14 protein-coding genes are annotated in these 14,084 nt (G+C 36.2%); 3 read left to right on the forward strand and 11 right to left on the reverse strand.

Annotated elements, in window-relative coordinates; genetic code table 11:
• Positions 1–133: 133 nt before the first annotated feature.
• The 3 genes from LXM54_RS12960 to LXM54_RS12970 are packed head-to-tail and all read right to left on the reverse strand — an operon-like array spanning position 134 to position 2,012.
• Complete coding sequence (locus tag LXM54_RS12960) at positions 134–1,099, reverse strand: DUF4097 family beta strand repeat-containing protein (protein WP_233315582.1); 966 nt, start codon at positions 1,097–1,099, stop codon at positions 134–136.
• Positions 1,100–1,699, reverse strand: coding sequence for a DUF1700 domain-containing protein (locus LXM54_RS12965; RefSeq protein ID WP_233315583.1), 600 nt, complete (start codon positions 1,697–1,699; stop codon positions 1,100–1,102).
• Positions 1,692–2,012: a PadR family transcriptional regulator gene (locus LXM54_RS12970; protein WP_233315584.1), complete on the reverse strand. Its 321-nt coding sequence runs from the start codon at positions 2,010–2,012 to the stop codon at positions 1,692–1,694. The genes LXM54_RS12965 and LXM54_RS12970 overlap by 8 nt, the downstream gene beginning before the upstream one ends.
• Positions 2,013–2,252: 240 nt before the next feature.
• On the opposite strand from LXM54_RS12970, the gene LXM54_RS12975 reads away from it, so the two are divergent.
• Together LXM54_RS12975 and LXM54_RS12980 are read left to right on the forward strand one after the other, a co-directional pair.
• On the forward strand, positions 2,253–2,720 hold the full coding sequence (locus LXM54_RS12975; protein WP_233315585.1) for a flavodoxin domain-containing protein: 468 nt from the start codon (positions 2,253–2,255) through the stop codon (positions 2,718–2,720).
• Complete coding sequence (locus LXM54_RS12980; protein ID WP_233315586.1) at positions 2,710–3,594, forward strand: hypothetical protein; 885 nt, start codon at positions 2,710–2,712, stop codon at positions 3,592–3,594. Before LXM54_RS12975 ends, LXM54_RS12980 begins: the two co-directional genes overlap by 11 nt.
• Before the next feature lie 77 nt (positions 3,595–3,671).
• On the opposite strand, the gene LXM54_RS12985 is transcribed toward LXM54_RS12980, so the two are convergent.
• From LXM54_RS12985 to LXM54_RS13015, 7 genes are all read right to left on the reverse strand, one after another.
• Positions 3,672–5,414 carry an ABC transporter ATP-binding protein gene (locus tag LXM54_RS12985; RefSeq protein WP_442780463.1) on the reverse strand — a complete coding sequence of 581 codons (1,743 nt, stop codon included), beginning with the start codon at positions 5,412–5,414 and terminating at the stop codon, positions 3,672–3,674.
• Between the two features lie 85 nt (positions 5,415–5,499).
• The gene (locus tag LXM54_RS12990; RefSeq protein ID WP_233315587.1) at positions 5,500–7,257 is read right to left on the reverse strand and encodes an ABC transporter ATP-binding protein; all 1,758 of its coding nucleotides are present in this window, start codon (positions 7,255–7,257) and stop codon (positions 5,500–5,502) included.
• 288 nt (positions 7,258–7,545) lie between these two features.
• Complete coding sequence (cls, locus tag LXM54_RS12995; protein ID WP_233315588.1) at positions 7,546–8,997, reverse strand: cardiolipin synthase; 1,452 nt, start codon at positions 8,995–8,997, stop codon at positions 7,546–7,548.
• 196 nt (positions 8,998–9,193) lie between these two features.
• Positions 9,194–9,697: a MarR family winged helix-turn-helix transcriptional regulator gene (locus LXM54_RS13000; protein WP_233315589.1), complete on the reverse strand. Its 504-nt coding sequence runs from the start codon at positions 9,695–9,697 to the stop codon at positions 9,194–9,196.
• Between the two features lie 312 nt (positions 9,698–10,009).
• The gene (locus LXM54_RS13005; protein ID WP_233315590.1) at positions 10,010–10,681 is read right to left on the reverse strand and encodes an NAD(P)H-dependent oxidoreductase; all 672 of its coding nucleotides are present in this window, start codon (positions 10,679–10,681) and stop codon (positions 10,010–10,012) included.
• 101 nt (positions 10,682–10,782) lie between these two features.
• Entirely contained in the window at positions 10,783–11,076 is a 294-nt protein-coding gene (locus LXM54_RS13010) for an HPr family phosphocarrier protein (RefSeq protein WP_233315591.1), read from the reverse strand.
• 344 nt (positions 11,077–11,420) lie between these two features.
• Entirely contained in the window at positions 11,421–11,618 is a 198-nt protein-coding gene (locus LXM54_RS13015; RefSeq protein WP_233315592.1) for a hypothetical protein, read from the reverse strand.
• A 298-nt stretch (positions 11,619–11,916) separates the two neighbouring features.
• On the opposite strand from LXM54_RS13015, the gene LXM54_RS13020 reads away from it, so the two are divergent.
• Positions 11,917–12,663, forward strand: a complete 747-nt coding sequence (locus LXM54_RS13020; protein ID WP_233315593.1) for an SDR family oxidoreductase — start codon at positions 11,917–11,919, stop codon at positions 12,661–12,663.
• A 173-nt stretch (positions 12,664–12,836) separates the two neighbouring features.
• Here LXM54_RS13020 and LXM54_RS13025 read toward each other — a convergent pair whose 3' ends face one another.
• Positions 12,837–13,919: a transposase gene (locus LXM54_RS13025; protein ID WP_233315594.1), complete on the reverse strand. Its 1,083-nt coding sequence runs from the start codon at positions 13,917–13,919 to the stop codon at positions 12,837–12,839.
• Positions 13,920–14,084 lie beyond the last annotated feature (165 nt).

Raw genomic sequence — 14,084 nt, forward strand, 5'->3', positions numbered from 1 at the left:
GACTGTGTTTATAAACTAATATTCTTTTTTATAGAGTAAAAATCCTTCATTAACCTTTCCTGATAAAAAGGCTTCCCAACTCTGGAAAGCCCCAATACGTTACCGTATAAATTTATTTGATGTTACCCTTTCTTTATTCCAAAGTAATCTCAACATCACCATCATTTGATTGAACGGTTAGCGTATCCTCTCCATTTACGGATTTAGACGCTTTGGAGACTATTTCTGTTCCATTAATAGTAATATCACCAAAATCATTGTCGACATCATAACTCAATTCTGATTCCTTGTTTGCTAATGCCAAGTTAATATCGCCAAATTTAGAATCTATGATTGATTGACCTAATAATTTACCTTTTATGTTGATATCGCCGTCTTTACTTTCGAGCTTAATGTCATGACTTGTAAAATCGCTTAAGTTAGTATCGCCAAACTGGTTAATCACACTTGCATTTTCTGTAATATCAATTTTACTCAACTCGGCATCTCCATCATTTATTTGGATAGCTAATTGGGCTGCTTCAACATTCGAAGCGGTAATATCGCCAAATTTGTTTTCAATCGCTAATTTATTTGATTTAACATTCTTTATTACGACATCACTATCATTAGATGCAATCTTAAAATTATTTGTAGTCACTCCATTAATGTTTGTATCTCCAAATTTACTAACAATATAAACGTCGTCAAACTCTGTACTTTCAGGAATATAAACTTTGATCTTCGTTTGTTGGATGGCCCCAGAGAAATTCATACTAAATGTAATTGCTGGAAAAGCTGTTTTATCGTTAATAATTAGTGTTTTATTTTTAATTTGATGGGTTATTTCACTGCCTTCCATTCTGTCTATTTCCAGTTTGTACTCATTAGAAGGAATTATCTCAATATCAGCATCAGCCAGATCAACTTCAAGATTTTTAAATTCATTTAATACCCATTCCTCATGCTTTCTATCTTCTGATCCAACTGCTTTTAAGCCAGTTTCTGTTTTTATAATCGATAATTTTGCACCAGAGAAAAAGCCAATAGCAGCAAGAAGGATGCCGAGCACAATTAATCCGCTGGCAATTATCGTAATCCGTCTTACAGGTTGTTTCATTTATATTTCCTCCTTGCGTTTCATGCTAAATGTATCGAGCAGTTTTTTTAGTAATTTAACAATACTCGCGCTTACCTTTTTGGAGAATTGGACAAATGGTGAAAATAAGAGTAAGCCTATTCCCAATGCAATAATGCCTATTCCTATAAAGAAAATAGCTGTTTGCCAATCTTGCAGAATAACTGCAGCGCCAGAAATAATGCTGAATAGGCCACAAATAGGTAAGCCTATGATAAAAATGAAAAAAGTAAGAATGGTAACACCGCATACTAAAATTAATGTTACTGCTAAGCAAATGATGAATAGTGCCAATGGCAAAGCTATGGGAGAAGCTACAGTAGCCAGGATGATAAACCAAATGGCGGAGAAATTCTTCTTGGTAGTGTTTTTATGAGTATCCAAGTCCTTAGTGGCATAATCTGCAAGAATTTGGGATGCAACAAATGCTGGAGAACCTAAGCTAGCAATCACTGCTTGGGAATTTTCTGCCCCAGCCTCCTCAAAATATTGATGATAATATTCTATTGCCTCATATACCTCCTCATCTGGCAATTTCTTAATCTTCGATTGGAGCTTTTTTAAATACTCTTCTTTAGTCATCTTTTATACCTCCTAATAGGACAGAATCAATTTTTTGCTTATGCTCCAACCATTCTTGAATAAGTTCTTGGTACTTTTCAATCCCACTATCTGTAATTCGGTAATATCGCCGATTTCTGCCTTGATATGGTTGATCATATGTTGTTAAGTAATCTTTCTTTTGAAGCCTGCGCAGTACAGGATAAAGTGTTGATTCGGAAATATCCATAATCTCACGCACTTGCTGTGTAAGGGAATAACCATATGCATCACTCTTAGCCAAGACTGCAAGAACACAGGCATCAAGTAACGAGGAACCAAGCTGAAAAGACATTTAAATGGAACACCTCCCATGTTCGTTTATAATATTATACGGCGTATAATATAAGAACGTCAAGAACCATTTCTGGATTTTTCTGGATAAATAGTAATCAATCGTTTCCTTTCTGGCACAATTGTAAAATTCATTCCCCTCTTGTCATAAAATGAATTATTTATTATGTTGACATTGATAATCATTATCACTTATAGTTAATAACAAATGAAAATTATTCTCATTTAAGAGGTGGACAGAATGAAAGTATTAATTGGATATGTAAGTTTGACGAGCAATACAGAGGATATAACTACTGTTATTAAAAATAAATTAGAATCTTTAAATTGTGACATAGACGTAGAGGAATTAGATTTAATTCCTCTTGAAAATTTATCATCATATGATCTCGTTCTTTTCGGAAGCTATACTTGGGGAGATGGGGATTTACCATACGAACTGGAGGATATGTATGATGAGCTATGTGAAATGGATTTACATGGAATGTCCTTCGGTATTTTTGGCTCTGGAGATACTTTTTATCCTGCCTTCTGTCAAGCTGTAGATACTTTGGCAGACAAAGTTAAAGAAAGAGGCGGAGAAGTATTTACCACTAGATTAAAAATCGAATTTAGTCCTGATAGTGAGGAGGAAATACAGGAATGTGAGCAATTTGCTCTTGGTGCATATGAATGGGTAAAGGAAAAGGACACTAGTCATGCACGCTAATGGAGCGACCGCTGTTGTCTCCCCTACCCCACATGAATTTTTAGTCTCCATTAAGGGGCATGGAATCTTCTCGTATAAACATAATAAATCGAAGCTAATGATTCCATTACAAGAATCCATTTACCAGCTGAAAAGAATTGGTGAGTATATTATGGGAGTTGGTGACAAAGGCAGATATATTAAGCTTCATTTGAAAACTGGAAGATGGCGCACCTCTTCCTTCCCAACTAGTCAACGCCTGTGGAATATCGTCGGCAATGACAGCGGCTTAGTTATTACACATGCTGGCACACAATTACTAGTATCCTATGATTTCGGACAAAAATGGAATGTGATTTCGCTTTTTAAAGAACTATCCGTTAGACCAGTTATTCGCTCCTTAACATTATTTGCTGATGAAATATACATTGGAACACAAATACATAAACAAAATGGCGGTCTGTGGAAATATTCGTTATCTACCAAGGTGCTAGAAGCTTTACTTTATGAACAAGAAAAAATGGTGTCATCCATTCACGTAGATCCCACTTACCTATGGATGACAACTGGCGCATGCCAGACAAATAAAGGTACCATCTCTTTTCGAAAACATGGGGAAACCATCTGGCATTCTCTTACTTCTCAAATAGAAGAGCGTGCTTTTTTACATATGGTTCATGCTGATGATAATATGTATGTTTGTTCCAGCAAGGACGAATATGGCTATTCCCGAATCTATCAATACGATTTTTCGCACATGAGTTTAGTGCCAGTTGAAACGATAAAAGGTCATTGTTTTTCGGCAGCTGTAAGTGCAGGAGACTTATTTTTAGCTGGTGGAGAGGAGTGCAAGTGGATACAAGAAAGCTTCAAGGCAAAGAAGGTACTTCATTAATTTGGAGTTAAAGACAAAAAAGTCTATAGAATATATATATCTATAGACTTTTACTAATTAATATTTTGGTAATCTTTTTAAGATGCCTCTTCAAATTGGCTATTATATAGTTCTGCATAGAAGCCGTCTTGGCTGATTAATTCTTGATGGTTACCAGCTTCGATAATATCGCCATCTTTCATTACTAAAATCAAATCGGCATTTTTTATCGTAGACAATCTGTGCGCGATAACAAAGGATGTTTTTCCTTCCGTTAGTTTATCCATTGCTTGCTGGATAAGCACCTCTGTGCGCGTATCGACTGAGCTTGTTGCTTCATCGAGAATAAGTAATGGCGCCATTTTCACCATAGCCCGGGCAATGGTAATCAGCTGCTTTTGTCCTGCAGATAAACTTGACTTGTCATTTAAAATCGTATCATATTTATCAGGCAATGTTTTAATAAAGTGATCTAGCCCTACTGCTTTGCAGGCTGCTTCTACCTCTTGATTTGATACATCATCCCTTGAATAAACAATATTATCGCGAATAGACCCCTCAAACACCCATGTATCTTGAAGCACCATACAGAACAGATCATGCAAACACTCTCTTGTCATTTGATTAGTCGAAATGCCGTCAATCGTGATTTCTCCGCCATTTAATTCATAAAATCGCATCAGTAAGTTGATTAGCGTTGTTTTTCCCGCACCTGTTGGCCCTACAATAGCAACTTTTTGCCCTGCTGCCACCTTTACAGAAAAATTCTTAATAATTAACTTATCTTCGTCATAACCAAATTGCACATGCTTAAATTCTACATCGCCATTAACATTTTCTAACTTTTCTAATTTGTTGCTTTCTTTCGCAAGCTCTTCTTCTCCTAAAAATTCAAAGACTCTTCCACTCGCTGCCGCTGTAGACTGTAAATTAGTGGCTGCTTGGGCCAGCTGTTGAAGCGGTTGTGTAAATAGCCGAATATAAAGCATAAATGCAACAATTACACCAAAGGAGATTGTGCCATTTACTGCAAGGGCAGCCCCAACAATACAAACGACTACATATCCAAAGTTTCCGATGAACATCATGAGTGGCATCATAAGACCTGACATGAATTGCGATTTCCATGCACTATCATATAATCTTGTGTTAATGACAGAAAAATCATTCTGCGCTTGTTTTTCGCCATTATATGCCTTTACCACATTATGCCCTGAATAAGTCTCCTCAATATGACCATTGAGCTTACCTAGGTCTGCTTGCTGCTGTGCAAAGTAGGTTTGAGATTTTGATATGATAAAGACCATCAATACAAACCCAACTACGGTTGAAAGCACAGCTGAAATTGCCATAATCCAGTTTGTGTAAAACATCATAATTAATGATCCTACAAACATAGTAATGGCTGTAATTAAACCACTGATGCTTTGGTTCATCGTTTGACCGACCATATCTACATCATTAGTTACTCGGCTTAACACATCTCCTGTTGTAGTCGAATCAAAATACTTCAAGGGAAGACGATTTATTTTCTCGGAAATATCATGTCTTAATTGCTTAGAAACTCTTTGTGTAACAGTCGCCATAATATAGCCTTGGATATAGTTGAAAATGAATCCTACGCCATACAAAAACACAAGTAAAATAGCAACATCGAAAACAGCGTCCATATCAATACTGCCCACTAAACCTTCTGTGATAAGATCTGTCATCTTGCTTAGCTGATTAGGGCCAACGATACTAAAGATGGCAGCCGCCATAGCAAGAATTAAGGCAATAATTATTGCTGGGAAGTAAGCCTTCGAATACGAGGCAAGCTCATTTAAGCTTTTTATATTCATGCCTTTTTGCGTGCTCTGAATGTTAGCATCTTTTGGTTGTTTATCTGGTTCCATGTTTGTATGCTCTTGACCAGCTTGACTTTTTTCATCCAATTTCAAGCTCCTCCTTTGACAATTGTGAATAAGCAATTTCTTGGTATACATCACATGTCTGCATTAATTCATCGTGTCTGCCAATTCCTACTATTTTGCCTTCATCTAGGACAAGAATGCGATCCGCGTCTTTGATTGTACCGATTCTCTGCGCAATAATAATGGAAGTAGCATCCTTAATTTCCTGCTTTAACTTAGAACGGAGGACACGGTCTGTTTTATAATCTAAAGCAGAAAAGGAATCATCGAATAGATAAATTTCAGGCAATTTATAGATGGCACGTGCAATGGATAGTCTTTGCTTCTGACCACCTGAGAGATTGGTACCACCTTGTGAAATAGCTGCCTCGTATTGCTGATCCATTTTTTCAATAAAGTCTTTTCCTTGCGCTATCTCTACGGCTCTCTTTATTTCGCTTTCAGCTTTTATGCTTTTGTCTGCTTCACCAAAAGCAATATTGGAAGAAACGGACCCGCTGAACATAACCGCCTTTTGGGATACATAGCCTAATTTATCTCTTAACGATTCTAAATTATATTCTTTGACATTAAGACCATCCACAAGAATTTCGCCTTCTGTTGCTTCCATAAAACGAGGAATCAAGTTAACAAGGGTACTCTTTCCGCTGCCTGTAGAACCGATAATAGCAAGCGTTTCTCCCTTAGACGCTTTGAAACTTACATTCTGTAAAACATATTCAGATGCCCCAGGGTATTTAAAGCTGACATTTCGAAATTCAATTTCTGCTTCTGTAGTTCCTTCTGTTGCTGTTCCATCCTTAATGCTCACTTCCGTATCAAGAACTTCATTTATCCTCTTTGCAGAAACAGCTGCACGAGGCAGCAAAACAAAAGTAATGGAAACCATCATAAATGCCATAATTATCTGCATCGCATAAGAAGAAAATACGACCATATCAGAGAATATCGTCAGTTTATTTGTCATTGGCGCATCATTTATTAATACGGCTCCAATCCAATAAATCGCAAGACTGATTCCGGACATAATAAGCGAAATAGTCGGCATTAATATAGCCATTGTTCTCGTTGTAAACAGGTTTGTGTCTGTTAAGTCGTTGTTCGCTATTTCAAATTTACTTTGATGGAACTTAGTAGAATTGTAGGCATGAACAACACGTATTCCCGTTAAATTTTCTCTTGTAACCATGTTTAAATTATCTGTTAATGTTTGAATAACTTTAAATTTAGGTAATGCGATTAAAACTATGATAGCAATTAACACCAATAGTACGAACACAGCGACTCCAGTCGCGGCAGTCCACTGCCAAGATTTCCCCATAATCTTCAAAATAGCCCAAACCGCAAGTATCGGGGCTTTCAAAACAACTTGCAACCCAAGTATGATGAGCATTTGAACCTGCATAATATCATTTGTGGAACGAGTAATTAAACTTGCCGTAGAAAAACTAGAAAGCTCCTGCATCGAGAAGGATAAGGTTTTATCAAACACCATTCCCCTTAATCTGTTTGAAAATCTCGCTGCTACTTTTGCGGCAAAATACACAGTGATGATGGAAGCGGCCATACTTCCCACCGCACACAGCAGCATAAATCCGCCTTGGGAAAGAACATCACTAATTTCACTTCCCTCTGTTTGAACAAGCCTAGTAATTTCCGACATATAATCTGGAAGCTTCAGATCAAGCCAGACTTGCATAACAATGAATACTAACGCACATGTAATTAACAGCCAATCTTTTCTTTGAAAGTGGCTAAATATTTTTAACATTGCTGAAATCCTCCCTTTGCATAAAACCTGCTCCTTTTGTCCATTTCAAAGTCTTGTTAGGTGTTAGTTCATTTCTGATTCCGAACCTTTTAATGCTTCAACATAATGTGCTTTTTCACCTGCCAAAACACAAGTAAATTTTTTACAGTAGTAACAATTCGCAAACTACATCGCACAGGATATATCGTATAATATGCATCTTATACGATATAATTTCGATTGTCAATTTTTAATAAAAGGATGTATTTTCATTAAAAAAACGGAAACTCTTCCGTTTCCGTTTCCATCTTATAAAATAGGCGCTAAAAGCCTTGATATAGCTTCTTTAAATTTTATGCTTAGTGGTCTTTCCTCATATCTTTCTATTGTTAAGTGGGAGCAGTTTTTTATATCCTCATGAAAGATATGTGCAAGCTCGTCTGCAATAGCTTTGTCATATACAGTTGCATTAACTTCGAAATTCAACTTAAAGCTTCTATTATCTATATTGGTCGTTCCAACAGACGATGTCTTTTGATCGACTACAATTGTCTTAGCATGCAAGAAGCCTTTCTCATACAAATAGATTTTAGCTCCATATGATAACAGTTCACCTGCAAATGCCCATGTGGCCCAATACACAAAGGGATGATCAGGCTTATTCGGAATCATAATACGCAAATCCACGCCAGATAAAAGGGCCATTTTACATGCGTCCATAAAACTCGCATCTGGAATAAAATAAGGTGTCTGGATATAGATACTTTTCTTCGCAGACATAATAAGTCTTACATACATATTTTTTAAATGCTCTGTTTTTGAGTTTGGGCCGCTTGAAACAATTTGAACAGGACTGTTTCCGTTATGCTCCCCTTTTGTAAAGGAGAAATCCTCTCCAGCTACTTGCTCAGCTTTACTTGAATAAACCCAATCCAAGATAAATCTTGCCTGCACGTGATTAACCGCATTACCCGTAATTTTTAAGTGAGTGTCACGCCAATACCCAAACTTTTTTTTCATGCCCATATACTCATCACCAACATTAAATCCGCCTATATAAGCAATATTTCCGTCAATAATACAAAGCTTTCGATGGTTGCGATTGTTAATACGAAAGTTAATTAATCTTAGAAAAGAAGGAAAAAAAACTTCGACCTCTCCGCCATTCTTAATAATCTCTTGATAAAAAGAGGGTGATATTTTCTTCGAACCAATTGCATCAAAAAGCAAACGCACTTTAACTCCTTCCTTCGCTTTTTGAACTAATAAATCTCTTAGTTGTTTACCAAGATTATCAGGTTGAATAATATAGTATTGTATATTCACTTCTTCTTTTGCCTTCTTGATATCCTTAAAAAGTGAAGCAAATTTTTCCTGCCCAGTGGTAAAGATACTAATTTCATTATCAGTAGTTAAGAATGCATTAGAAGAGTTTAAATTCATATTAATTAAATCCGAATATTGATCCAGCATTTCATTATGCGAATAATGTTCTTTTACCGCTTCTAGCTCCCTATTAACAGCCATCTCAAAATCACTTTTTTCAAAATCAGTTAACTTATAAAAATTCTCTTTTCTCACTTGGCGGCCTAAGAAAATATAAATAAGAAAACCTACGACCGGAACAGTAAACAGTATTAATAACCAAGCCCATGTATAGCCAACATCCCTTCTTTCGAAAAAGATAACAGCAATACCAAGCGCTATATTTATAAAAGAAATTAACGAAATTAACAGCGTTATTATGTTGCTTGTTTCCATATATTCAGTATTATCCTTTCTCCTGCAATAATCATTAAAAGTTATCCATACAAAAAAACGCTATTCATGATGAAAAGCGATTATTTTAAGTATATTGCTACTTGTAAACTTATATGTATGAGGCTTGAATGCTAATTCACCTAAAGTCTTTCATCATGCCCACTACAAGTATTGTTAATAACATTACAATAGAAAATTATTGTTTATTTTCATGAGTAGGAAATAGCATTACATCAAAGGACTCCTTATAGTTCATTCCTTCTGATGTCATTTTATCTTTTACGGCTCCGACGAGCAGCTGCATTCCCTTCATAACGATTTCTTGTTCTTCGGCATTAAGCTGACTCAGCGCACCGGTTATCATTTCATTTAAATGGGTGTAATCCTTTTTGTTTATTCCATCTTCTGCACCCTTCGTTAATGTGATAACCACTGAGCGTTTATCTTTAGGATTGGGAGTTTTCTCAAGTATGCCTTTTCCGATAAGTCTTTCCACTATATCAGAAACAGAACTTTGGGTCATTTTCAAATTATGAGTTAATTGCTTAATACTTGAAGTTTTATTTGTCATTACTTCCGCAATAACCCTAATCTGAGGCACTGTAAATCCATAGCCCTCAGCTTCCTTCTGCATACTTTTTGCTATAAACCGCTGTAAAAAATCGATCGACTCTCGAAGATAATCAGCTCTTTCTAACATTTTTTCAATCCTCTCATTAACATCAGTTACGATACATCGTGTTAGATATATTTATTAAAATACATCTTACATGATGGATTTATTAATGTCAATTGCCTATCTATGGTATAACTCTTTTAAGCACATAGTATTACTTGTTTTTTTTATAATGAGAAATATAGCCAAATTTACTACTACTATTTGTTTAATTTACGCTTCAGCGTTTCCCCAAGTTTTATCTCATATTTCCCCCTTATTCTTTGTGTATATGCAAAAAATAAGTCCATGCAGCCCAAACAATCGCTGCACAGACTTCTTAGTATCGTTTATCCATTAGTCTATCCACTGTACTACATCTTCCATAGCTCGGCGTGTTTTCGGACGGTCTGGATTTTCTGCGCGATAGCCAAAAGCAACCATAGCAGATACCGCAAGCTTGCCATTCTCCAACAAACCTTTTTCCTCCAAAAGCTGATTCACTTTTTCAGGACTAAAGCCTTCAATTGGACAAGAATCAATTCCGATTTGTGCCGCTGCTGTCATCATATTGCCAAGGGCGATATATGTTTGCTTGCTAGCCCAGTCAAACAATGCTCTATCGCTTTCCAACAGCTTCATACCCTCTTGAAAACTTTTGTACGCAGACTTCATCTTTTCAATTATATCTTCCGGTATGTGCTTCACGTTTTTTTGCAGTTGCCATACATACTCAGAATCGTATCTTGCATCTGTCCGTGCAAGAATGATAACAAAATGACTAGCAGTCGGAAGCTGACCTTGCGCTCCCCATGCAACCTCCTTCAATCGCTCACGAAACTCCTTATTTTGCACGATAAGAAATTTCCATGGTTCATAACCAACAGAGCTTGGAGATAAACGACCAGTTTCTAGGATAAATGAAAAGTCCTCTTTAGAAATTTTCTTCGTAGGGTCAAATACCTTTGTAGCATGACGAAAGTTAAATGCATCTAAGATTTCCTGCTTTTTTGTTTCGTAATTACTCATGATCGATTCATCTCCTTCTTACTGGATTTATCCAGTTGAATATGGATATTGTATCGGTTTTACATGCCACAAACAAAAAATTTGCTCTATGACTTCTTCCCTTAACAAGCATTAAACTTCTTATAATTGTCTCCAAGCCCTTTATCACCTAAAAGAAAACCTTTAAGAAAATACAATGCCTTTTGTTCATCCGTTCCTTTCGCAATAATCGTTATTTCCTGTCCCTTTTTCACGTTCAAATCCATAATTTCCATTATCTCCATACTGCTTGTAACGTCCTTATATGTAATGGTAATTTCACTTGCAAAAGACGATGCAATCGTAACGAAATCAACAGTGTTCTTAGCAGACTGAAGTCCTCTTGGAAGACTAACTATAACTCTACTTATCAACATAATCTTCATCCTTATACATTTAATTAGTTTTATATCCGTTTACAAAAGAATTAAACTCAAGATTCATCTTAACTACAGAAAATAAAGGGCAACTTATATTAATATCATAATCCTAACGTATTACTAAAGTAAATAAAGGCAACTAGTCTGAATTAGACAAGTGTCTTGCTTAAATTTACTATTCTTGCAGGAATATATGGTGAATTAAATCCAATAGAAAGATAGTTTGACAGAAATATTTGGAACATCTACGGCTGATCCATGTATCACAATTAAGTTGCATACATGTTGAAACTTTTCCTTAAGCAGTTGATAAAATGCTGGATTATTTTCGATTAAAATGATTACTGTGTCCTTATTTCTTCTTTCGATAACCTTTCGGTGAAAACGCCTGTTCCTGGGCCATATTCAATAATGTATTTTGTATCCTTAAAATGGATTGCTTCTATCATTTTATTACTGAGAAATTGCGAACTGGGCCGGACTGCCCGAACCGTCTTTGGATTGATTAAATATTGATAAAGAAACAAACTTTTTTTCATATAACTGCTCCTCTTCAGTGTTGATTTATAGATAAAATATAAATGCTAATCCTGAAGGGAAACTCCATAAAAACCTTAAGAATTCTTAAGATTAATTTCTCTTTTTATGCCTTTAGTCCAACATTCTCTGCTAATTTATTACGAATATCCCCATTATTTATTACTTATTTCATCCTATTTTATTGAAGGTATTATCTTCTCAAAAGTGAGATAGTTTAAAAGTTTTTCAAGCTTCCCCCTTGCATTAGAGTTAACTCTATCCTTTAAACTCTACCTAAATGTAAAGGAGGAATGAAACATGGCAGTGGAAAACAAAGTAGTTATCATAACTGGAGCATCTTCTGGAATCGGTGAAGCAACGGCAAAATTATTGGCCAGAAAAGGCGCTAAACTTGTTCTAGGAGCGCGCCGTGAAGACAAATTGAAGGCTTTGACTGAAGTTATTCAAAAGGCTGGCGGACAAGCGACATATCGTGTTACAGATGTAGTTAACCCTGATGATAATCATCAGCTTGTTCAATTGGCTAAAGATACTTTTGGTGGTGTTGATGTTATATTCTTAAATGCTGGATTAATGCCGAATTCACCGCTTTCTGCATTAAAAACGAACGAGTGGAACAGCATGATTGATGTTAATATTAAAGGTGTTTTAAATGGGATTGCAGCAGTATTGCCGTCATTTACAGCGCAGAAGTCCGGGCATATTATTACTACTTCATCGGTTGCCGGACTAAAAGCTTATCCAGGTGGTGCAGTATATGGTGCAACAAAGTGGGCTGTTCGTGACTTAATGGAAGTATTGCGCATGGAGTCTGCCCAAGAAGGCACAAATATCCGTACAGCCACTATTTATCCAGCAGCAGTCAATACGGAATTATTGGATACGATTACGGACGAGAATATTTCAAAAGGCATGACGGCAACGTACGAGCAATATGGTATATCACCAGATCGTGTTGCTAATGTTGTAGCGTTTGCTATTGACCAGCCTGAGGATACGAATGTTAATGAGTTTACAATTGGACCAACTAAACAACCTTGTTGACACTCCCACAGCTAAAGCAATGGGATTCTAAAGTGCTATTGCGTTCGCAATTCATTTCTGCTTTGAACTAGCCTTTAGTTAAGGGGTATGTCATTACCCCATCCTGTTACGTTCTATACACCTTTGGTGTATATGTACCTAAACAGGCGGTGCTGCTTTTACCACAACACTAGTTAGGATGCTTTTTTCTTTTTAGAAATACCACTTACAGATTTTGATATATTAAGTCCAGCATTCACATCAGCATGGCTTTTATATCCACATTTTCCGCACTGAAATAGATGATGGTTTCTATTATTTTTATCAACATGACCACATTTACACATCTGCGATGTGTTATAAGGATTTACATATTGAACTTCCATGCCTTCCATCTTTGCTTTGTATTCAATGAAAGTTTGAAGTTGATATTGTGCCCAAGAATGTAGATTTCGACCTGCTTCTTTCTTTGATTTTGCTGTTTTTCTAATGCCTGTTAAATCTTCCATTCGTATTAGACGAACACCGTTCTCTAATGCGAAGTTTACGATTTTTCGGCTTATGACATGATTTAATTCCTTCATCCATTGCGATTCTTTGTTTTTGGATTTGCGAATAGCATCCAACTTTTTGTTCTGTCCAAGGACTCGTCTTTTCGAAGCATATTTCCTGCGAATAAATGCTGCCTCATTTCCTTTAAAAAACAACGAAGTTGTTCCAACCATAGCAACAGCAAGATAGTTTAACCCTACATCAATGCCCATTATTGGAGGTTTAATAGATTCAAATTTCGGTGTTTTTGGTTCAAAAGAGATAGAAATGGAAACATACCAACGCCCCTTTTTCTCATACAACTCCGCTGCTCCTTGTTTTGCTTTCCCTTCCAAAACTTTATCTAACCAATGTTTTTGGTATGTTTCTATTACAACTGGTACACCAACACGTTTCTTAAGAGTAGGAAATGAAACTTTATAGAGGTTGTTTTCTTTCTCTACTTTCAAATTTTGGTTGTTGAACCCACACCAAAAACGGCGAAAAACCTTCGCTTTTTGATTATTTTTCTTAGATTTAACCTCTCGAATGGTTTGGTTCACAATAGCCCAGGAGAATTTCCCATCAGAAAACAACTTATAAACTTTCGATGTTGCATCCTTTAGACCTTGATATTCCAATAACCAGTTCGCAAAAGATGTATTGATATTTGTCATTTCTTTGTACATCTCTTTTTTAGCTTTAGTAGGATTTAATAATTCTAGTTTCAAAGAAATTGTTTCCAAGTTAGTTCACCACCCATCGAACGTACGTTTCTTACATTATAACAACAAGAGATTCAAATGCCTAGTGGATTACTCTGAAAAATAAAAAACCGTTCACTTTCATCCCACACCTCAAGGAATGGGCTTTCTCGTTCCGTAAAATCTGTAATAAGAAAAAGAGGGGTA

The sequence above is a fragment of the Bacillus sp. Au-Bac7 genome, assembly GCF_021341655.1.
GTDB lineage: Bacteria > Bacillota > Bacilli > Bacillales > Cytobacillaceae > Niallia.